Raw genomic sequence first — 21,046 nt, forward strand, 5'->3', positions numbered from 1 at the left:
TTTAGGGTTGAAAGGGGGTTTCTGTTCTCAGTTACCCCCATATTTTTTTAGATAAGTTGATATTTTTTGCAGATTTGCAAAGCTCGATTATATACTTCAGGATTTTCTTCTAACGCAGGAGCGTGGTGTGGTTTAATTCTCGCATCTAAAATGATCGGACCTTCACAACCCCAATGTTTATCGGAATAAAAGGAATGTATTCCCAATATATCTTTAGCCGGATTTGTACGTGTAAAAGTCACCCAAAGAAAATTGTTCAAATTTTCGCACAAAAAGTCTGGATTTTCGGTAATTACAATCATGGCAATTCCTAGATTTTCCCAATCCAAATTTATATTTTCAATTGCTGAATCAAGATGGATATTTGCATCATATTTTCCCATATCTATCGCAACAATACCAGGCAAAACTAATTTTGCATTTGGATAAATATTGGTAATTTCTTTTGGCAGATTGGTAGCTAATTCTCTTAATTTTTTTCCAGCGGTAGCAAAGATGACCTTACTTCCCTTATTTAATGCAAAACCTGAATAATCTAAGGTGTCGATGGTTGTATTGGTGATAAAATGAATATCTCGTTTGAAATCAATTCGTTCGAATATATATCTGAAATAAGCGGGAATATCATGCGTTGAAGGACAATCTTTTGCTTGTGAAGTAATAAATAAATATTTAGCCAAACTCAATTGTCCCGTACCCAAAATTCGCATGGATTGTGTCAATATTTCGGCAGGTTCAGTAATATCTAAATATGGCGTATAACGCTCTTTTCCAATAGCTAAGAGTAGTGGATGTACGCCAGCCGCATCAACCGCATGCACTTCCTGAACTCCAGGCAATTCATTTTTGATAGCATCTCCAGTAATTTCATGAATTAATGCACCGAAACTCGTATCTTCTTGAGGTGGGCGACCGACCACTGTAAAAGGCCAAATAGCATTTTTCTTTGCCAATACATTGGATACCTTCAATACGGGAAAAGGATGCGCAAGGCTATAATATCCTAAATGATCACCAAATGGACCTTCGGGTTTTAATTCATTTGGATTAATTTCTCCTGTAATTACGAAATCGGCATCCAAACTCACTACATTTCCATTATCAACTGCATATCGAAATCTACGACCTGCCAATAAACCAGCAAAATTGACTTCGCTCATACCTTCGGGTAGAGGCATTACCGCAGCAACTGTATGTGCAGGAGGACCACCTACGAAAATACTCACTTTTAAAGGCTGATTTTGCTCTATGGCATTTTGTTGGTGAATCCCGATACCTCGATGGATTTGGTAGTGTAGTCCAATTTCTTTATTTGCAATATATTCATTTCCAGACAATTGGATACGATACATCCCAATATTGGAGTGTGCAATATCATTATTTATTGGATCTTGAGAAAATACCTGTGGTAAAGTAATAAATGCGCCTCCATCCATTTCCCAACAGGTAATTAGTGGTAAGTCTTGAATTCGGATTTCTTCAAAATTCTTTAATTTGGATAAGGATTGTTTTTTGGGCAGTGCAAATCTGGCTTTGGATAAAGCAGAAATTTTACGAAATGCCGCTGCCGGATTATTTTTTATTTGAATAAGGTCTTGAACTGATTTGAGGCTATTTCTAAAGATGAATTTCGACCGATCAAGTGTCCCAAATATATTCGCAACAGCGCGGAATTTGGAATCTTTGACTTTTTCAAAAAGAATAGCCGGACCTTGTTGCTGGTATACAATTCTTTGAATGGCAGCCATTTCTAAATAAGGATCTACTTCCTCCTTAATTATGGTAAGCTGTCCATTTTTTTCTAAATCATTTAAACAATCCTCCAATGAAGTATACGCCATATTCCAAGTTTTCAAATAGGATTGCAATATTACGTAAAAGTGTAGTTTTTAAAGATAAACAGGAGGACAACCTTTCTTTGCATAATTAGTTCGCTTCTCTTTTGGTCCAGTATCTAATTTTGGATGTTTTCTAAATAAAGAAGTTTCAAAACCTGCCAGTCTAAAATTTACACCAATCATAATAGGATAATAATAATCATTGCTATTATTGTCATATAAGGCGGTAGATCCATATCCATCTATATAATCCGTAAATAAAATACGTCTTGAAAATTCAGCATATAGACCAATAAATTTAGTTGGGGCATATTTGATTCCAAAACCTACTGGGATGTTATACATGGTAGAGGAGTGGCTAGACCCTTTGGGATCTGTTTGTACTCCATCAGGTAAAAAAATTCCTCCATTTTCAGATTTAATTGCTTTTCCCGTAATAGGATCGATATAACCTTTGGGGAAAATAAAATAACGATTATAATGATAAAAGTTTAATCCAGTAAATACATACGGAGTAAACTTTCTTTCACCTGTAGTTATATCAAAAAAATCGTATTCAGGAATAATACCTAATTCTTCAATTCTAGATTTAAATTGATATGGTAAGACTGTCGTACCTGTTGGTTCGCTTCCACTGTTGACGATTTTACCAATTTCTCCATTATTTTCCCAACTGGGTACGTAACCTAATCCTTCAGATGAACCTCCTGCATTGGTGTAAAAAAGTTGACCTCTTAAAATAATGTGATTAGTCATTTCATAAGCCAAGTATGATTGAAATGCTGGATATTTTTTATATTGAAAACCACCTTCTCCACCTAATGTATTAACCCCAACGCCTAAACCTAAATGCGTTTTTTCCCAAAAAGATTCTGATTGACAAAAACTTATATTTTGGATCAATAAAAGAAAAATTAGTATTTTAAATGTTGGATTAAAAAACATACACTTGGTTAGAACGACTCAAATATTTACAAATATACGGGAGGGCAATTTTGTAGATTTCGCCTGCTATGTCCACTTGATTTTTGAGAACGATGGCTGCTATAATCGCCACCTAATCTAAATGTTACACCAAACAAAAAATTATAATAGACATCATTTTTTATAGAGGAACTTTTAAATTGATATCCATCAATTTCATCTGTATTAGTTAATCTAAAATTACCTTCACCAAATAGGCGTATATTGTCCGTAATAGCATATTTTATGCCACCACCAAATGGTATATTTATTTTTCTAGGAACTGATGCTAAGTCGTAATTATACTTATCATATCTTTTGGTAACATCGTTATATTCGTAGTAAAATGGGGTGTAGTGAAAATAACCAACACCTGCAAATATATAAGGAGTCCATTTACTACCTTCATTCATATTAAGCAAGTCAAATTCTGGCATGATGCTGATCTCTTGGATATTAGATCTAAATGGATGTAATTGTTGTCTTTCACTACCTTGATCGCTCGCTCCAACGGAACCAAATGTTACTTGACCTTTTATATAAAAATGATCATTAAGTTCATATCTTATATTACCAGCAACAGAAAATTGAGTATATTCACTATAGATATCACCATAATAACGCATAGGTCCAAACCCAATACCTAAATGTAATTTTTCGCTAAAAGATTGACCATGTACCTGAGAAATGATTAGCATTGATAAAAGGGCAAAGGTACATTGAAAAAAAAGTGACTTCATATTGTTCAAAACAGAATTAAAATTTGCAATGCTACAGATTATTGTTCGATATTGATAGAAAAACTCAACATCCTTTGTTGTAACTTATTAAATGTATCCCCCGAATAAGGATTTGAAAAATCTCTTCTATGATCATTCATGAATGAGCTACTAAATCTAAATTCAGGTGAAATAACAGCAAACGGTAAGTAAATGTGTACACCTGCTCCCATTTCTCCACCAAAAGATACTTTTCTCATTAAAGGAGCTGTCGCATTGCCCAAATCCCTTTCTGCTGTATATTCTTGAGAATTACTTGATAAGTTAAAATCAACTTTTGGGCCGCCAAATAAATATGCACGGTAATTATTTATTCTGTCAGATGTGAATTTTACGTGCAAAGGAATACTGATTAGTGTTTGAGGTAATTTCATTTGCTCGTAATAATCTCCAGAGCTTGATACAAGTAAATTGCTTTTATCCGTAGGTATGGCACCATCAGCATAATAATAATTCAAATATTTAGACCCACCTATAATTAATTTTGGTACAGTTCTTAATTCCCAATGTCTAGCTAATTTTAATGTTCCCATTAAGCCTAATTCAATTCCGCCACTAGATCCAGATTCAGCTCTTTTGAAGTTGCTTTGCTCATTAAAAAGACCAGATTTTGTAGTTTTTAAGAAGGAAGAATTATATCCAAATGAAATACCAAAATAATAAGGGAGTTCATCATGATCATTTTTTTCAAAATATCCATCTTGAGCGTATATTTTAATTCCACTTGAAATGGATATAAGTATAATTAAAGCGCAAATGCTTTTCATATGAAACATTAATAATTGATTTTCTTTGAATAACTTAACGACATTTAAAAAGAATAATTGTCTTCAATTAATATGCCATATAAGTTTTTGTATTTTCGCAACCTCATTTAAAACGTGTATTTATTATATTGCAGCTATGAGTTTCGAATTTGAACCATTATCTATCGACGATGAATTTGAAAGATTGTTAGAAATCGGAGATAAAATACTTATCACAGAGTTTCTAAATGATCAGAATATTAGTGATGTAGTAGAATTGGTAGATAATTTTCCGGAGTATGAGACTCAAATTGTCTCCACCATGTCTACGCATCGAGCGTCTAGTGTTTTTAAAATGCTAGATTTTTCTGTGCAAAAAAGAATCATTAATAGCCTTTCTCCCATAAAAACGGCGGAACTTTTAAATGAATTATCTCCAGATGATCGTACACAATTTTTGGAATCCCTTCCAAATGAACAGCTGAGAGATCTATTAAAATTATTAGATCCAAAGGAGGTTAAGATCACTGTAAGTCTTTTGGGATATCCTGAAGATAGTGTTGGACGTCTGATGACAACAGATTACGTCTATGTTTATGAAGATAATACGGTTTTGGATGCCTTTCACACGATCCGAAAATTTGGGAAGAATTCTGAAACAGTAGATGTTATTTATGTGATTAGTTTTGATGGAAAGCTAATTGATGACTTGCGTATTCGTGATTTGATTCTTGCTTCCCCAGAAACTCCTATAAGTGAAATTATTGATGGAAGATTTATCTCCTTAAAAGCTACGGATGATCAAGAGTATGCCAGTCAAGTATTCAAAAAAAATAATCGCGTCGCTCTTCCAGTTACCGGAGATAATGACAAATTGTTGGGCATTGTGACGATTGATGATATCCTTTGGGTAACCAATGAAGAATTTAGTGAGGATATGCAAAAAATGGGTGGTACCGAGGCATTGGACGAGCCTTATTTAGATACTCCATTTTTCAAATTAATGAAAAAAAGAGCGGGTTGGTTGATTATCCTCTTTTTGAGTGAATTATTAACGGCAACTGCTATGGCTTATTTCAATGATGAAATAGCCAAAGCAACTATCTTAGCGATGTTTATTCCATTAATTATGTCGAGTGGTGGCAATAGTGGTTCGCAAGCCTCTACACTTATTATTCAAGCGATGGCGGTAGATGAAGTTTCTTTGAGTGATTGGTGGCGCGTTATGCGACGAGAATTTTTCAGTGGGTTGACCTTAGGCGGTATTTTGGGTATCATTGGATTTATCCGAATATTTCTATGGCATCAACTGATGGTTCATGGCGTATTTGAAGATATTTACGGGCCACATTGGTTATTGGTCGGAGCTACGGTAGGTGTTTCTCTTTTGGGAATTGTAATGTGGGGTACACTTTCTGGCTCCATGTTACCAATGGTGTTGAAAAAATTGGGTGCCGATCCTGCGGTTTCTTCAGCTCCATTTGTTGCGACATTGGTGGATGTAACAGGTATCGTTATTTATTTTTCTGTAGCATATATGTTCTTGAGAGGAATTTTATTGTAAATAGTAATTAGAAGCGAGTAACTAGTAATAATGAAAATTTTTTCTTAATCATAATTCATAATTCATAATTCATAATTCATAATTCATAATTTTTATCCTAATAATTATCCATGTATCCTAATCTATATTACGTATTTAAAGAATTATTTCACATTGATTTACCTGCGTTGAAGGTGATCAATACATTTGGTTTTTTCGTTGCGATTGCATTTCTTATTTGCGCAGCGTTAATCGTCAAAGAGTTAAAAAGAAGACAAGCGTTAGGAATATTTACCTATGAAGATAAAAAAGTAACGATAGGCGAACCTGCAACAACAACCGAATTGGTGTTAAATTTCGTATTGGGATTTGCAATGGGATATAAAATTTTGGGTGTTTTTGTAACGAAAGGCGCACTCAATAATCCACAAGAATTTTTATTTTCCGGCCAAGGAAATTTCATTGCAGGTATTGCAGTAGGTGCTCTTTTTGCTTTTTTGAAATGGCAAGAAAAGAACAAAGTCAAATTGGCTAAACCCGAAACTCGAACAATTCGCATCTGGCCGAGTGATAGAGTGGGAGACATAATTATGATTGCTGCCGGAGGAGGTTTCGTCGGTGCGAAGATTTTTGACAATTTGGAAAATTGGAATCGATTTATTCAAGATCCGATTGGTAATTTGTTGTCGCCAAGTGGTTTGACATATTACGGTGGCTTGATTGTCGCGTCACTCTCTCTTTGGTATTATTTTCGAAAACATAATATGCGTTTTATTGATGTTGCGGATGCGCTAGCACCTATTTTGATGTTGTCTTATGGTTTGGGTAGGATTGGTTGTCAAGTAGCTGGAGACGGAGATTGGGGCATTGTAAATACAAAACCTAAACCATTTAGTTGGATGCCAGATTGGTTTTGGAGTTATGACTATGCACATAATGTAAATAAGGAAGGTGTGCCTTTGCCCAATTGTACTTGGGATGATTATTGCACACATTTACCACAAGGTGTTTTCCCAACTCCTTTATATGAAATCATTGTTTCTGTGATCTTATTTTTCTTTCTATGGTCGGTTCGCAAAAAAATTACAACTCCAGGTAAATTATTTGGATTGTATTTGTTCGTCAACGGTTGGGAAAGATTATTGATTGAACAAATTCGTGTAAATACTAAATATGATATTTTCGGATTTCATCCAACGCAAGCAGAAATCATTGCAACCGTTTTGATAGTTGGAGGTGCTTTATTGTTCTTTAAAGCGAAAGATTGGATCAAACCGACAACCAATCATCTCGCTAAAAACTAACACTTTTAAATATTGGAGGAAATGAAACTATTCTTGAGAAATAATCAATTTTCAGGCTTGTGTTTACTTTTTTCTGTAACAATGATTCATGCACAGAAAAAAGTAGATAGAAAATTAGAGAAAAAATTAGCACCCCTTATTCAAAATTTTCATGGAACCTCTGGCATTTATGTTGAAAATCTAAAAACGGGAAAATTTGTAGCCATCAATGCTGATACGATTTTTCCAACGGCAAGTATTGTAAAAGTTCCCATACTTACAACAGTTTACCAAAAAATTTTAGACGGAAAATTAACTTATAATCAAAAGCTTATTTATAAGGATTCTTTGAAATATGGAGGTTCTGGTTTTGCTCAATTTTTCAAAGATAGTACACCAATGGATATAGCGACAGCGGCGGCTTTGATGATTGATTATAGCGATAATACAACTTCCCTTTGGTTACAATCATTGGTTGGTGGCTCTGATACGATTAATGCGGTTTTGGATAAATTAGGTTTGAAAGATACGCGTGATAATTCTCGGGCCAATCGGGAAGCGAATCGCAAAATCTATGGTTGGGGGCAAACTACGCCACGCGAAATGGCAACTTTACTCAAAGATATTTACCTAAAAAAAATATTGAATCCAGCAGCGTGTGAAAGCATGTATCGCACGATGTCGCATGTTTATTATGATAATTTCGCACTTTCGCAAATACCTCCATTTATACAAACCGCATCCAAACAAGGTATGGTAGATGAGTCTCGATCGGAATTGGTGATGGTCAATGCACCACATGGAGATTATGTATTTTACATTGCTACGAAAAATAATCAAGATCAAAGCTGGCAATCCAATAATGAAGCTTGGCAATTGGCTCGTGCTATTTCCAAATTATTGTGGCATTATTTCGAACCAAAATCTAATTGGCAACCACCTGTTGGTGCTGATATTTATTTAGGAAAATAATTGATAGTGAATTTCATTTTTAAAAAATAGTATTATGGCAAAAAAAATAAACAAGACAAATGCGATGCGCATTTTGGATAGTTTACACATTGCTTACGATGAAATTGCCTATTCCATTGAGGATGGACATATTGATGGACATTCCGTATACAAAAAAGTAGGGATGGAACCTGATGGATTTTTTAAAACCTTGGTAACTAGAGGGAAAGACAATGCGATCTGTGTTTTTGTAATTCCAGTTTTGAAAGAATTGGATTTGAAAAAAGCCGCAAAAGCTGCTGGAGAAAAGAACGTTGCTATGATTGCTGTCAAAGAATTATTGAGTATTACGGGATATATTCGAGGTGGTTGTTCGCCCATTGGAATGAAGAAAAAATTTACTACTTTTTTCGATCAAAGTATAGCGCATTTGGATAAAATTTTTGTTAGTGGAGGCAAACAAGGTTTGCTAATTGGTACGACTCCTGTGGATATATTACAAGCAACCGAAGGAAATGTGGCGGATTTAACGGTGTAAAATGAGCGATTATTATTGCAAATCAATCATAGAATCTTCTTATTAAATTGAGCACGCCGAATGTCGACAATACCGCGAAAGAAAAAATATTGCGGAATGGCCTTTTGTTCGTCCGCAATTATAAAATTTCAAAAGCGATAAACGAACAAAACAATGCCTGTAGCGTATATTTTTTCGGTGCGTTAGCATTCGCCTTATGGTCGACTTGATTTTTTCCTTCTTTTTTATCAAGAAAAAAGAACATCAGGGTAGGTATAGCATTTATATTTGCGTAGCGCAATTTCAAATATTATGGCAAAAAAAGTTTTATTTATTGATAGAGATGGTACGATTATCAACGAAGTACCGCCAACTTATCAGATTGACAGTTTTGAGAAATTAAGTTTTTATCCCAAAGTTTTGCAATATCTAGCGTTGATAACGCAAGATTTAGATTACGAATTGGTGATGATAAGCAACCAAGATGGTTTGGGTACAGATAGTTTTCCCGAAGATACATTTTGGCCAGTGCAACATTTCATTGAAAGGACATTAGAAGGTGAAGGCATACATTTTAGTGCCTCTTTTTTCGATAAAACATTTGCCAAAGACAATGCGCCAACACGCAAACCACAAACTGGAATGTTAGTCGATTATATCAATAATCCGGAATATGATTTGGCAAATTCTTATGTTATCGGCGATCGCATTACCGATGTGCAATTGGCAAAAAACTTAGGAGCAAAAGCAATCTGGTTAAATAATGATCCAGAATTAGGTGCGGAAGAAATTGCAAATGCAGATGAATTAAGCAATACAATTGCCTTACAATCAAGTGATTGGAAGGAAATTTTTTCTTATTTGAAATTTGGTTTACGTCAATGCAGTGTTGATCGGGATACCAATGAAACAAAAATTCATATCGAACTAAATATCGATGGTACAGGAAAATCTGATATCGAAACGGGCATTGGATTTTTTGATCACATGCTCGATCAAATTGCACGTCACGGCAAAATGGATTTAAAAATCAAAACCAAAGGCGATCTGCATGTTGACGAGCACCATACAATTGAAGATACCGGAATTGCTTTGGGTGAAGCTTTTGCGGCTTTATTAAAAGATAAAAGAGGGATCGAAAGATACGGATTTGCACTTCCTATGGATGACGCGGAGGCAAAAGTGTTAATCGATTTTGGTGGTCGCAGCTGGATTATTTGGAATGCAGAATTTCATCGTGAAAAAGTAGGAGAGATGCCGACGGAAATGTTTTTCCATTTCTTCAAATCCTTTAGCGATGCAGCACATTGTAATTTGAATATTGAATGCAAAGGAGATAACGAACATCACAAAATAGAAGCAATTTTCAAAGCATTTGCCAAAGCGATTCGAATGGCAGTGAAACGAGATTTGTTGAGCAATTATTTACCTAGTACGAAAGGAGTGTTGTAGAAAATTATGAATGATAATGATATTTATAAAATTATATCAGAAGAATTACTGAAGCAAAATTTTGAATTTACAAGATATTTTCTCGATAGATTTACTCTAATCTATGAAAATGAGAAAATTAAAATTGAGCGAATAGATAGAGATGATGGCGAAAATATTTTTGTTTATGTACCAATCAAGAATGAGCCATTTTATCTAAGATTTTGTTTAAATAAAAAACAACAAGATATTCATGATGTAGATACTGAGCCCGGTGTAAAGTTGTTTTTATGGCAAACTTCAGAGTTGCTGTCTTTAAAAGAATTAGTATCTATAGATGAATTAAATCCAATAAAAACATGGAATTTGGGAGATAAACATCCTCGCTTTTCAGACTTATTAATGGATAACAGTGGTATCAAATATGAACCTAATTCTGAACCAGATTCGTTAGAAGATAAAATTTCATTATTGTTGAATAATATTGAGAAATCACGGAATGTTGGTTTGTTTTTTGAAAATGAAATAAGTTTTAATATACAATGTTTTATAGATTATTATTATGAGAACCAGCTATTAGGCAATTTCATATTGAGCAGAGGCATAGTAAAAAAAATGATGCAATTTAATATTGAAATTGAATTTAATATTGCTGCATGGGGTAAATCTTTCTAATTATTTTTTGTTCAATTCAAAATTCTTTCGCATATTCGCACAGCAATGAAGTTAAATAATGTAAATATGATTTGGTGGTGGCATACAAACTCTTTTCGGGGCTTGTAGCAGCATGCTATAATCAGTATTTATTTAAAAATAAACAAAATGCCTCGAATATAATTCGGGGCTTTTTTATTGCAATTAACTATTTTAAAATATTCAAATAAACCCATGACAAGGATTGAAACAAACTGTACAAAAATGCTTTTTGATGTACAGACTCCGGTGGCTATTTATTTACGATTGAGAGATCAATTTCGCGACACCGTTTTATTGGAAGGTGCGGATTATCAATCTGCTGAGGACGCATTTTCACTTATTGGGATCAATGCGATCGGAGGTGTGGAAGTGACGGATGACGATACAATTGAGTTGAAATATCCGTTGAAAAAAACACAGAAAATCAAAATTTCAGATGCGCAAAAAGTTACGGATATTCTTTGGAATTATATGAAAGGTTACGAGGTGACGACTTCCGAAGATGATTTTGTACGTCGTGCACAGGGTTTATTTGGATATGCGACTTATAATGCCGTTCATTTTTTTGATACCATTCAACTAAAATCTTATAACAAAGAACCTGAAAGAGAGATTCCATTGATGCGCTATCGTTTGTATCAATATGTATTGGTAATCAATCATTTCAAGTCTGAAATGTATTTATGTGAAAACGTAATTAGCAGATTGGAAAGTAATTTGGAGAAAGTACAAGCTTTGGTAGAAGGTCGCGATATTCCACAATATAAATTTCGTTTAAATGGTGGAGAAATTCCCAATGTAACGGATGCAGATTATATCGAAATGGTAAAAAAAGGCATTCAGAGTTGCAAGCGTGGTGATGTATTTCAGATCGTTCCAAGCCGTAGATATGCACAGAAATTTGAAGGAGATGATTTTAATGTTTACCGCACTTTGCGTAGCGTCAATCCTTCTCCATATATGTTTTATTTTGACTACGGAAATTACAAATTATTCGGTTCGAGTCCAGAATCTCAATTACTTATTCAAGATCAAACAGCCATTGTTCATCCGATTGCTGGAACTTATAAAAGAACGGGCAATTTGTTGGAAGACAAGAAATTAGGCGAATTATTACAAAATGATCCCAAAGAAAAAGCCGAACATACGATGTTGGTTGATTTGGCTAGAAATGATTTGAGTAGAAACTGTACAGATGTAAAAGTCAATTATTTCAAAGAAGTGCATCATTTTTCTCATGTTTTGCATTTGGTGAGTGAGGTTGCGGGTTCTTTGGAAAAAGATACGAATCCATTCAAAGTTTTGGCAAATAATTTTCCTGCTGGAACCTTGAGTGGCGCTCCTAAATTCAAAGCGATGCAATTAATCGATGAAATTGAAGGGAATTCCAGAAGTTATTATGCCGGCACGATTGGATTTGTGGGTTTCAATGGTAATTTCAAACACGCGATTATGATTCGCTCTATTTTGAGTAAATCCAATACATTGTATTATCAAGCGGGCGCTGGCGTTGTGGCAAAATCGATTCCCGAAAATGAATTGCAAGAGGTAAATAACAAATTAGGCGCATTGAAATTAGCGATTCAAAAAGCGGAGCAAGTTTAATTAATGATAATTTATAAATGATGAATTATGAATGCGAAAGAAAATCTTCTAAAGGAGAAAAGTTTTCAATTTGCCATTAGAATAGTCAAATTGTATCAGCATTTGAATACATCATTTCATGAATTTATCTTAAGCAAACAATTGTTACGAAGTGGTACTGCTGTTGGTGCTTTAATTAGAGAAGCACAGAATGCAGAAAGTAAAGCAGATTTTATACATAAATTAGGAATTGCTCAGAAGGAATGTGATGAAACGCTTTATTGGTTGGAACTTTTAAAAGAAATTGCGTTTCTTACAGAAAAGGAATTTGAAAGTATTGCTATAAATGCAACAGAATTGTTGAAAATGTCACGAAGTGCAATTATTACGACAAAAAATAACTCATAACTTATAATTTATAATTCGATATGAAAATATTGGTTTTTGATAATTACGATTCATTTACCTACAATTTGGTACAATTAATCGAGCGAATTATTGGGGAAAAAGTAGATGTTTTTCGCAATGATAAAATCAGTTTGGATGAGGTAGAGAAATATGACAAAATCGTATTGTCTCCTGGTCCTGGCATTCCAGAAGAAGCGGGTTTACTTTTGCCTTTGATCAAAAGATTTGCACCTACAAAATCAATTTTGGGTGTCTGTTTGGGCGAACAAGCAATTGGTGAAGCTTTTGGGGCGAAATTGACTAATTTATCCGAAGTATTTCACGGTATTGCAACCGATATCCAGAAAACAGAAGTAAAAGCGCCATTATTTGAAGGTTTACCAGATACATTTGAGGTGGGACGATATCATAGTTGGGTCGTAGATAACGAAAATTTTCCTGAAAGTTTGGAAGTGACAACAAGAGATGCAGAAGGATTTATTATGGGATTGCAACATAAAACCTATGATGTTCAAGGTGTACAATTTCATCCGGAAAGTATCTTGACGCCAGTTGGAGAAAAAATACTTAGAAATTGGCTTGATAAGTAATTAATAGTTAATAGTTAATAGTTAATAGTTAATAGTTAATAATTAATAGTGAATAGTTACAACTTAACACGCACATTTTACTTTTTACAATGAAACAATTATTACAGTCTTTATTCAAATATAAAACTCTCTCTCGCGAAGAAGCAAAAGCTATTTTAATCGAAATTTCTCAAGGGAAATATTCGGATTTTGAGATTAGCTCTTTCATAACGGTATTTGCGATGCGCTCCATTACGATTGCGGAGTTGCAAGGTTTTGTCGATGCATTATTGGAATTATCTGTTCCAGTTGATCTGGGTACACATGAGGTTTTGGATATTGTCGGAACGGGTGGAGATGGGAAAAATACCTTCAATATTTCCACTTTGGCGTGTTTTATTGTTGCCGGTGCAGGACAAAAAGTGGTTAAACAAGGAAATTATGGAGCTTCTTCTGTGAGTGGTTCGTCTAATGTCATTGAAAATATGGGATACAAATTCAAAAATGACAGCGAATTATTAAAAAAGGAATTAGCAGAAGCGAATATTTGTTTTTTACATGCGCCCTTATTTCATCCTGCGTTGAAAGCTGTAGGAGCGATACGTAAGAGCTTAGGATTTCGTACATTTTTCAATTTGTTGGGTCCTTTGGTCAATCCTGCTCGTCCAAAATTTCAATTGTTAGGCGTATATAATTTGGAAGCGGAGCGTTTGTATAATTACTTTTTACAAGAAAGTGGACGTCAATTTGCAGTTGTGCATAGTTTGGATGGTTATGATGAAGTTTCTCTTACAGGAGATTCAAAGGTAATTACCAATGCTGGAGAACGCATATTTACACCAGAAGCTTTGGGTAAAAGACAAGTTTTTCCTGAGGATATTTATGGCGGTGATACACCAGAAGCGGCTGCCGAAATTTTCAAAACGATTATTTCGGGTAAAGGATCTTGGTCGCAAAATGCGGTGGTTTTGGCAAATGCTGCTCTTGGTTTGCATTGCACGGGAAAATATGCAACGTATGAAGATGCGTATCAAGCTGCTGTTGTAAGTTTGGAAAGTGGCAAAGCTTTGAATGCATTAAATACTTTAATTGCATTACAATAATTGCATGGAAAATATTCGTTTGCAAGATGCTGCAGAGGAGGATTTCGAGCTTTTATATCAAATAAAAACAAGATCGATCCTGCCCTATGTAGACCAAATTTGGGGCTGGGAGGAAGCCGTACAAAAAGAGTTTCTACGAAATGAAACGCCAATTTCGGAAGTTCAATTGATATTTTTCGAAGAAAAAGCTGTCGGTTTTGTACAATTGAAAATAAAAGAAAACGAAGTTTTTATTGGAAGTTTGTTTATTATGGACGATTTTCAAGGTTTGGGAATTGGTTCGTATATATTGGATAAATTAATCGCAGAATATTTCATTGTTAGATTGGAAGTCTTGAAGATCAATCACAGAGCGACAAAATTGTATCAGTCAAAAGGATTGAAAATTGTCGGAGAAAATGAATTGAAATATTTTATGCAAATAAATTGAATATGAATATTTTAGATAAGATAGTTGCAGAAAAAGTTCAAGAGGTTGCATTACATAAAGCAGCAAAGTCGATCGATGATTTGACTAAAATGGAATTATTTGAAAGAAAAACATTTTCTCTAAAAGAGGCTATTTTGAATGGTGATAATTCCAAAATTATTGCAGAATACAAACGTCAATCTCCATCTAAAGGAATAATTAATGGAAGCGCAAAAGTCGAAGAGGTAACAAAAGCATATACTGAAAATGGTGCGGCTTGTTTGTCCGTTTTGACTGATTATCCATTTTTTGGTGGTACGATGGAAGATTTGGGCAAAGCCCGATTTAATCAAATTCCTATTTTGCGAAAGGATTTTATGGTCGATTCATATCAAGTGTACGAAGCAAAAGCAATTGGCGCAGATGTGATTTTACTAATTGCAGCTTGTTTGACTCCACAAAAAGTAAAAGAATTGACCAATGTGGCACATGATTTAGGTTTAGAGGTTTTGTTGGAATTGTATACGGAAGATGAGTTGGATTGTTATTACGACGAAGTTGATTTGGTTGGTGTAAATAATAGAAATCTGAAAACATTTGAAGTAAATATTGAGAATTCTATTCGTCTTTTGAATAAATTACCGAAAGAAAAACCTGGAATTGCAGAAAGCGGTATTGATAATCCGCAAGTTGTAATGGAATTAAAAAATGCAGGTTTTAAAGGATTTTTGATGGGAGAGCATTTTATGAAAACCAACAATCCTGGACAGGCATTTGTTAATTATGTAAATGAATTAAAAAGCTTGGAAAATGCGCATTAAGGTTTGTGGTTTGACGGATGTGAATCAAGTAGCTCAATTGGATGAAATGGGAATGCAATTTGGTGGTTTTATATTTTATCCGAGATCGCCGAGGTATGTTTTCAATTCACTTTCAGCACAACAAATCAAAAAAATAAAAGGTAAAATAAATAAAGTTGGAGTATTTGTTAATGCACCACAAGAGGAAGTACTCAAAACGATCGATGATTGTGGTTTGTATGTGGCGCAATTGCATGGAGACGAAACACCTAAATATTGCGAACGAATTTCGGAATACATTACAGTCGTAAAAGCATTTCAAGTAAGTTCGCCAGAAGAAATTGAATGGCGAATACATGAATATCAAGATGTCGCTGATATGTTTTTGTTCGATACTCCAGGATTGGGATATGGAGGCACTGGAAAGAAATTTGATTGGAAAGGCTTAAAAAATTTAAATATAGGAAAACCATTTTTTCTTAGTGGAGGTATCGGTCCGGAAGATCATGAGCAAGTGAAAGAATTTATGGAATTTCCAATAGCAAAAGATTTATTTTCGTTAGATATTAATAGTCGTTTCGAAGTTGAACCAGGCGTAAAAGATTTGGAAAAAATTAAAACATTTGCTAACCATTTAAATTCTAAATAATTGAATACCAAACTACTTGCTTTGCTTATTTTCAGTTTTATATTAAACAGTCTTTTAGCCCAACGTCGTGTTGAGTCTATAAAAGATGATAAAACTGCAATTAAATTTATTAAAAATTATTTTTATGATGATTATAATTACGATTGGAACAAATTTCATTTAATAAAAGGAGATGAGTGGACTGGGCTTTTTAATATTAGTAAGCATTTAGAAGATTCTTTAATTGCAAATCAAAAATATCTAGGTTGGGTAAAATTAGATATGAATGAGGACAAAAAAGAGGATTTAATTGTTAGCGGATATTTTTCTGATAAAGATATTCCTGAACCGGAATTTGGTTTATTTGTATTTCTATCCAGAAAAGATGGATATTATGATGTGCATGATTTGAAGTTCTCCGATCAGAAAACATATCCCTTATACATATCAGAAACAATTTTTATGGATAATAAAATTCCGATGATTAGGCTTATAGATTGGGCTCCTGATGCTATGAAATTGAACAATTTACCATTTGCTGTTGATACAGTCTTTCATTTTGATAAATATTTTATTAATTACAATTCTCACCCATTGGCGAATTGGGTTCAATCCGTGCAGATGGATATTAAAAATCAAGAAGGGATTCATACTAAGTTGTCTATTACTGACATGGATTCAGTTTCTATTGGAAAGATTAATTTAGAATATTTAAGGGGTAATAAATGGAATAAGATTATAGGAAAATTATATCCAGATATATACATAGGATTAGATCAATTGATTAATTATGGATTGACTACTTCCGATTTTGCTATTAATGTAACAGGAAATTATATGGATGAAAATTATTTGTCAATTAAATTTTTAAACGGAAAAGCAGTCTCATTAAGTAACTTTACGACCCGGAATAGATATACATTTGATGCAATTTGTTCTTGGTTGATAGAATTAAATGGCTATGTACATTATCTACATGAGCAAAAAGAGAATAATAAAAATAAAAACTAAGTCGTATGCGTAAGCTTTTAGTGATCATTTTCAGCTTTGCTAGTTCTATTGTTTTTGCACAAAAGCAAGTAGAAAAATTAGAAACAGATGAAGATGTTTTAAAATTTGTAAAAGATTATTTCAAGGATGATAATGAACATAATTGGAAAGATTTTCATTTTGCCAATGGTACAGAATGGAAAAATGTTTACAACCTAAGTAAAACAGTTTCTGATTCTATTCAAGCAAATATGCATTTTAGTAAATGGTTTACAGAAGATGTGAATCAAGATGGAAAATTAGATTTGATTGTAACTGGAGATATTTCTGATCCAAATGCCCCAGAATCAAACTTTACCTTATTGGTGTTCGTTTCTCAGAAGAATAGGTCTTACAATGTATACAATATGGAACATTCCGAAGAGGCAAACTTTCCCTTATATGCCAATGCAATTTTAATTGGGAAAAAAAGTATTCCTGGTTTACGTATTGTTAATTGGTCTCCAAATATCAATAGACCAAGTAATGCTGAATATCCTTATTTTGTAGATTCTGTAGCTTTTTCCAATAATTATTTTCTGAATTATAATACGCATCCAGATGCATTGAGGATAAAGTCGATTACTTATACACAAGCAGGCTCTATTGGAAATTTATCCAAGTTAGTATTGTTAAATATGGATGAAAATAGACAAGCAACTTGGCGATGGACGAGTTATAATGGTAAAGATTCCTCTACGTTAAAAGGTCGAGTTACTGTGGATGTATATAGTAAGTTATTGGCGCTAATTAATTACACCAATTTTAGCCAATTACCGTCTCAATTACTTTCCCAAAATAATGATGCTAGTGCAAATACAATATATTTTACAGTGGAGTATTCTAATGGCACGATTAAAAGATTAACGGATCGTAGTGGATTTACTTCTTACTCATTATCTGCGGTATATGGTTGGTGCGATGGATTAGTGGAAGATATTCAACAACAATTACAAGCACGACAAAATAATTACAACCAAATGAGTAGCTGGGGGATGGATGATGGTTGGGGATTTTAAAAATTTTACAAGAACGAACAATTTATATATGGACATGAAGGAAATAGAAGTTGATCAAAACGGATATTATGGAGAGTTTGGTGGTGCATTTGTACCAGAGATGTTGTATCCCAATGTAGAGGAATTGAAGGAAAATTATTTGAAAATAATTTCAGACGAAGGTTTTAAAAAGGAATTTGATAATTTATTAAAAGATTATGTTGGACGACCAACACCATTATATCACGCAAAAAGATTGAGCGAACAAATTGGTGCAAATATTTTTTTGAAAAGAGAGGATTTGAACCATACCGGTGCGCATAAAATCAACAACGCAATAGGTCAAGCTTTATTGGCAGAACGTCTAGGGAAAAAGAAAATCGTTGCAGAAACGGGCGCTGGACAGCATGGTGTTGCAACAGCGACGGTGTGCGCTCTGCGGAATTTGGAATGTATTGTTTTCATGGGTGCGTTGGATATTCAACGACAAGCCCCCAATGTCGCTCGTATGAAAATGCTTGGAGCGACAGTTGTGGCTGCCGAAAGTGGAAATAAAACTTTGAAAGATGCTACAAATGAAGCAATACGTTATTGGATTAATCATGCGCACGATACGCATTACATCATAGGAAGTGCAGTAGGTCCGCATCCTTATCCTGATATGGTGGCTCGTTTTCAAAGCGTAATTAGCGAAGAGGTTAGATGGCAGTTAAAAGAAAAAACAGGAAAAGAAACTCCTGATTATGCAGTGGCATGTGTTGGTGGTGGTAGTAATGCTGCAGGTACTTTTTATCATTTTTTGAATGAGGAAAATGTTCATTTAGTTGCAGTTGAGGCTGCTGGTTACGGAGTTGATTCTGGAGAGTCTGCAGCTACGACACAATTGGGAACCGTTGGGGTATTGCATGGAAGTAAAAGTTTAGTTATGCAAACAAAAGATGGTCAGATTATTGAACCTTATAGCTTATCCGCGGGGTTGGATTATCCTGGAATTGGACCATTGCAAGCGCATTTATTCAAATCTGGACGTGGTACATTTTTAAATGCTACGGATGATGAGGCATTAGCAGCAGCATTTAATTTGACTAAAATTGAAGGAATTATTCCCGCTTTAGAATCTTCACATGCTTTAGCTGGTTTGAAAAAATTAAAATTAAAGCCTTCTGATAATGTGGTTGTTTGTTTGAGTGGAAGAGGAGATAAGGATATGGATAACTATTTAAAAGTTTTTGATAAATTTAATTAGTTGATTTTGAATCAATAATTTAAAAAATTATCCCTATTTTCCGTTTTTGGAATTTTTTAATTAGAATGTGATGAGTAGAATTAAAGATACATTCAGTAATAATACTGATAGAAAAATATTAAACGTTTATTGTACAGCTGGATATCCTCAATTAAATAGCACCTTGGAAGTAATGGAAGCATTGCAAAAAGATGGTGCGGATATTATTGAATTGGGCATTCCTTATAGTGACCCATTGGCAGATGGTGAAGTGATACAAAATAGTGGTGCTATTGCATTGGAAAATGGGATGACCATTGAAGTTTTATTTCAACAATTGGAAAATTTTAGAGATAAAATTCATATTCCAGTTATTTTAATGGGTTATTTGAATCCTGTATTACAATATGGATTTGAAGAATTTTGTAAAAAAGCATCCGAATTAGGTATTGATGGTTTGATTTTACCTGATTTACCTGAATATGAATTTGAAGCGAATTATCGCCAAATTGTGAAAAAATATCAGTTAGATTTCATTTTTTTGGTTACTCCTGAAACTTCCATTGCAAGAATCAGACAATTAGATGAGTTGAGTACAGGATTTTTGTATGCTGTTTCTTCTTCATCGACTACTGGTTCGGATAAAAATTTTACGGATGTTGAGAAATATTTAGGCAAATTAGAAACCTTAGGATTGAAAAATCCAATCATGGTAGGATTTGGCATAAAAGATAAAGCAACATTTGAATCCGCCACCAAACATGCAGCAGGCGCCATCATCGGTACGGCTTATATCAAAGCATTAACCGCATCTGATGATATTGAAGAAGGCACGCACGCATTTTTGGAAACGATTAAATAAGAATTATTACAATGAGCAGCAATATTGCTATCGTAAAATATAATGCAGGAAATATTCGATCTGTGTTATTTGCATTAGAACGAATAGGTGTTGAGGCGGAAGTTACAGACGATGCCAAAAAGCTTGAAAATGCGGATAAAGTGATTTTTCCTGGAGTGGGAGAGGCATCAACGGCGATGAATTATCTAAAAGAAAAGAATTTAGATATACTTATTAAAAACTTGAAACAACCCGTTTTAGGTATTTGTTTGGGTATGCAATTGATGTGTGCACATAGTGAGGAAAATGATACACCTTGTTTGGGCATTTTCGAAGAAAAAGTCAAAAAATTTGAACCGTTGGCTAGTTCTTCAGAAAAAGTTCCTTTGATTGGTTGGAATCAAATTCACAATTTAAAAACGCCGCTTTTTGAAGAGGTTAAGGATGATTCAGATTGTTACTTTGTGCATAGTTATTATGCAGCTTTGGGAGAATTCACAATTGCACAGACGGATTACGTGCAAAACTATAGCTCTGCATTGCACAGAGATAATTTTTATGGAACGCAATTTCACCCTGAAAAGAGTGCAAAAGTAGGCGAACAAATTTTGAAGAACTTTATTTTTAAAATTTAATCCAATCAAAATGTTGCAAAATTTGGCATAAAAACGCAAATGATGTTAATTTGTAATTCACAAACTAAGC

At 34.0% G+C, this 21,046-nt stretch carries 22 protein-coding genes; 18 read left to right on the top strand and 4 right to left on the bottom strand.

What is annotated here, in order from left to right; genetic code table 11:
* Nucleotides 1–47: 47 nt before the first annotated feature.
* The 4 genes from E0W69_RS04510 to porT form a co-directional block, all read right to left on the bottom strand.
* Nucleotides 48–1,841 carry a UbiD family decarboxylase gene (locus E0W69_RS04510; RefSeq protein WP_131328844.1) on the bottom strand — a complete coding sequence of 598 codons (1,794 nt, stop codon included), beginning with the start codon at nucleotides 1,839–1,841 and terminating at the stop codon, nucleotides 48–50.
* Between the two features lie 48 nt (nucleotides 1,842–1,889).
* The gene (locus E0W69_RS04515) at nucleotides 1,890–2,741 is read right to left on the bottom strand and encodes a DUF6089 family protein (protein ID WP_131328845.1); all 852 of its coding nucleotides are present in this window, start codon (nucleotides 2,739–2,741) and stop codon (nucleotides 1,890–1,892) included.
* 68 nt (nucleotides 2,742–2,809) lie between these two features.
* Nucleotides 2,810–3,541 carry a DUF6089 family protein gene (locus tag E0W69_RS04520; protein WP_131328846.1) on the bottom strand — a complete coding sequence of 244 codons (732 nt, stop codon included), beginning with the start codon at nucleotides 3,539–3,541 and terminating at the stop codon, nucleotides 2,810–2,812.
* A 38-nt stretch (nucleotides 3,542–3,579) separates the two neighbouring features.
* Nucleotides 3,580–4,347 (bottom strand): type IX secretion/gliding motility protein PorT/SprT, encoded by a 768-nt coding sequence (porT, locus tag E0W69_RS04525; RefSeq protein WP_191967964.1) that lies wholly within the window; start codon nucleotides 4,345–4,347, stop codon nucleotides 3,580–3,582.
* 136 nt (nucleotides 4,348–4,483) lie between these two features.
* On the opposite strand from porT, the gene mgtE reads away from it, so the two are divergent.
* The 18 genes from mgtE to hisH all read left to right on the top strand — a co-directional run bounded on the left by mgtE (nucleotide 4,484) and on the right by hisH (nucleotide 20,976).
* Entirely contained in the window at nucleotides 4,484–5,890 is a 1,407-nt protein-coding gene (mgtE, locus tag E0W69_RS04530) for a magnesium transporter (protein WP_131328848.1), read from the top strand.
* A gap of 110 nt (nucleotides 5,891–6,000) precedes the next feature.
* Nucleotides 6,001–7,173, top strand: coding sequence for a prolipoprotein diacylglyceryl transferase (locus E0W69_RS04535; protein WP_131328849.1), 1,173 nt, complete (start codon nucleotides 6,001–6,003; stop codon nucleotides 7,171–7,173).
* A 21-nt stretch (nucleotides 7,174–7,194) separates the two neighbouring features.
* Complete coding sequence (locus E0W69_RS04540; RefSeq protein ID WP_225321391.1) at nucleotides 7,195–8,124, top strand: serine hydrolase; 930 nt, start codon at nucleotides 7,195–7,197, stop codon at nucleotides 8,122–8,124.
* A gap of 34 nt (nucleotides 8,125–8,158) precedes the next feature.
* The gene (gene ybaK, locus E0W69_RS04545) at nucleotides 8,159–8,641 is read left to right on the top strand and encodes a Cys-tRNA(Pro) deacylase (RefSeq protein ID WP_131328850.1); all 483 of its coding nucleotides are present in this window, start codon (nucleotides 8,159–8,161) and stop codon (nucleotides 8,639–8,641) included.
* Between the two features lie 291 nt (nucleotides 8,642–8,932).
* Nucleotides 8,933–10,072 (top strand): bifunctional histidinol-phosphatase/imidazoleglycerol-phosphate dehydratase HisB, encoded by a 1,140-nt coding sequence (gene hisB, locus E0W69_RS04550; protein WP_131328851.1) that lies wholly within the window; start codon nucleotides 8,933–8,935, stop codon nucleotides 10,070–10,072.
* Between the two features lie 6 nt (nucleotides 10,073–10,078).
* Nucleotides 10,079–10,726, top strand: a complete 648-nt coding sequence (locus E0W69_RS04555; RefSeq protein ID WP_131328852.1) for a hypothetical protein — start codon at nucleotides 10,079–10,081, stop codon at nucleotides 10,724–10,726.
* A 213-nt stretch (nucleotides 10,727–10,939) separates the two neighbouring features.
* Entirely contained in the window at nucleotides 10,940–12,352 is a 1,413-nt protein-coding gene (locus tag E0W69_RS04560) for an anthranilate synthase component I family protein (RefSeq protein WP_131328853.1), read from the top strand.
* 27 nt (nucleotides 12,353–12,379) lie between these two features.
* Nucleotides 12,380–12,739: a four helix bundle protein gene (locus tag E0W69_RS04565; protein WP_131328854.1), complete on the top strand. Its 360-nt coding sequence runs from the start codon at nucleotides 12,380–12,382 to the stop codon at nucleotides 12,737–12,739.
* 20 nt (nucleotides 12,740–12,759) lie between these two features.
* Nucleotides 12,760–13,329 carry an anthranilate synthase component II gene (locus tag E0W69_RS04570; protein WP_131328855.1) on the top strand — a complete coding sequence of 190 codons (570 nt, stop codon included), beginning with the start codon at nucleotides 12,760–12,762 and terminating at the stop codon, nucleotides 13,327–13,329.
* Between the two features lie 89 nt (nucleotides 13,330–13,418).
* A complete protein-coding gene (gene trpD, locus E0W69_RS04575) occupies nucleotides 13,419–14,411 on the top strand; it encodes an anthranilate phosphoribosyltransferase (RefSeq protein ID WP_131328856.1) in 993 nt (330 codons plus the stop codon).
* 4 nt (nucleotides 14,412–14,415) lie between these two features.
* Complete coding sequence (locus tag E0W69_RS04580) at nucleotides 14,416–14,841, top strand: GNAT family N-acetyltransferase (protein WP_131328857.1); 426 nt, start codon at nucleotides 14,416–14,418, stop codon at nucleotides 14,839–14,841.
* Between the two features lie 2 nt (nucleotides 14,842–14,843).
* A complete protein-coding gene (gene trpC, locus E0W69_RS04585; protein ID WP_131328858.1) occupies nucleotides 14,844–15,641 on the top strand; it encodes an indole-3-glycerol phosphate synthase TrpC in 798 nt (265 codons plus the stop codon).
* A complete protein-coding gene (locus E0W69_RS04590) occupies nucleotides 15,631–16,269 on the top strand; it encodes a phosphoribosylanthranilate isomerase (protein WP_131328859.1) in 639 nt (212 codons plus the stop codon). Before trpC ends, E0W69_RS04590 begins: the two co-directional genes overlap by 11 nt.
* Nucleotides 16,270–17,259: a hypothetical protein gene (locus E0W69_RS04595; protein ID WP_131328860.1), complete on the top strand. Its 990-nt coding sequence runs from the start codon at nucleotides 16,270–16,272 to the stop codon at nucleotides 17,257–17,259.
* Between the two features lie 5 nt (nucleotides 17,260–17,264).
* The gene (locus E0W69_RS04600) at nucleotides 17,265–18,296 is read left to right on the top strand and encodes a hypothetical protein (protein WP_131328861.1); all 1,032 of its coding nucleotides are present in this window, start codon (nucleotides 17,265–17,267) and stop codon (nucleotides 18,294–18,296) included.
* Between the two features lie 34 nt (nucleotides 18,297–18,330).
* On the top strand, nucleotides 18,331–19,521 hold the full coding sequence (trpB, locus tag E0W69_RS04605; protein ID WP_131328862.1) for a tryptophan synthase subunit beta: 1,191 nt from the start codon (nucleotides 18,331–18,333) through the stop codon (nucleotides 19,519–19,521).
* Nucleotides 19,522–19,591: 70 nt separating this feature from the next.
* A complete protein-coding gene (gene trpA / locus E0W69_RS04610) occupies nucleotides 19,592–20,362 on the top strand; it encodes a tryptophan synthase subunit alpha (protein ID WP_131328863.1) in 771 nt (256 codons plus the stop codon).
* An 11-nt stretch (nucleotides 20,363–20,373) separates the two neighbouring features.
* Nucleotides 20,374–20,976, top strand: a complete 603-nt coding sequence (gene hisH, locus E0W69_RS04615) for an imidazole glycerol phosphate synthase subunit HisH (RefSeq protein ID WP_131328864.1) — start codon at nucleotides 20,374–20,376, stop codon at nucleotides 20,974–20,976.
* Nucleotides 20,977–21,046 lie beyond the last annotated feature (70 nt).

It is taken from the genome of Rhizosphaericola mali (assembly GCF_004337365.2).
GTDB lineage: Bacteria > Bacteroidota > Bacteroidia > Chitinophagales > Chitinophagaceae > Rhizosphaericola > Rhizosphaericola mali.

Coding starts and splice junctions, on each gene's coding strand:
- E0W69_RS04510 (WP_131328844.1), bottom strand. CDS start 1,841: ATGGCGTATACTTCATTGGAGGATTGTTTAAATGATTTAGAAAAAAAT.
- E0W69_RS04520 (WP_131328846.1), bottom strand. CDS start 3,541: ATGAAGTCACTTTTTTTTCAATGTACCTTTGCCCTTTTATCAATGCTA.
- porT (WP_191967964.1), bottom strand. CDS start 4,347: ATGAAAAGCATTTGCGCTTTAATTATACTTATATCCATTTCAAGTGGA.
- mgtE (WP_131328848.1), top strand. CDS start 4,484: ATGAGTTTCGAATTTGAACCATTATCTATCGACGATGAATTTGAAAGA.
- E0W69_RS04535 (WP_131328849.1), top strand. CDS start 6,001: ATGTATCCTAATCTATATTACGTATTTAAAGAATTATTTCACATTGAT.
- E0W69_RS04540 (WP_225321391.1), top strand. CDS start 7,195: ATGAAACTATTCTTGAGAAATAATCAATTTTCAGGCTTGTGTTTACTT.
- ybaK (WP_131328850.1), top strand. CDS start 8,159: ATGGCAAAAAAAATAAACAAGACAAATGCGATGCGCATTTTGGATAGT.
- hisB (WP_131328851.1), top strand. CDS start 8,933: ATGGCAAAAAAAGTTTTATTTATTGATAGAGATGGTACGATTATCAAC.
- E0W69_RS04555 (WP_131328852.1), top strand. CDS start 10,079: ATGAATGATAATGATATTTATAAAATTATATCAGAAGAATTACTGAAG.
- E0W69_RS04560 (WP_131328853.1), top strand. CDS start 10,940: ATGACAAGGATTGAAACAAACTGTACAAAAATGCTTTTTGATGTACAG.
- E0W69_RS04565 (WP_131328854.1), top strand. CDS start 12,380: ATGAATGCGAAAGAAAATCTTCTAAAGGAGAAAAGTTTTCAATTTGCC.
- E0W69_RS04570 (WP_131328855.1), top strand. CDS start 12,760: ATGAAAATATTGGTTTTTGATAATTACGATTCATTTACCTACAATTTG.
- trpD (WP_131328856.1), top strand. CDS start 13,419: ATGAAACAATTATTACAGTCTTTATTCAAATATAAAACTCTCTCTCGC.
- E0W69_RS04580 (WP_131328857.1), top strand. CDS start 14,416: ATGGAAAATATTCGTTTGCAAGATGCTGCAGAGGAGGATTTCGAGCTT.
- trpC (WP_131328858.1), top strand. CDS start 14,844: ATGAATATTTTAGATAAGATAGTTGCAGAAAAAGTTCAAGAGGTTGCA.
- E0W69_RS04590 (WP_131328859.1), top strand. CDS start 15,631: ATGCGCATTAAGGTTTGTGGTTTGACGGATGTGAATCAAGTAGCTCAA.
- E0W69_RS04600 (WP_131328861.1), top strand. CDS start 17,265: ATGCGTAAGCTTTTAGTGATCATTTTCAGCTTTGCTAGTTCTATTGTT.
- trpB (WP_131328862.1), top strand. CDS start 18,331: ATGAAGGAAATAGAAGTTGATCAAAACGGATATTATGGAGAGTTTGGT.
- trpA (WP_131328863.1), top strand. CDS start 19,592: ATGAGTAGAATTAAAGATACATTCAGTAATAATACTGATAGAAAAATA.
- hisH (WP_131328864.1), top strand. CDS start 20,374: ATGAGCAGCAATATTGCTATCGTAAAATATAATGCAGGAAATATTCGA.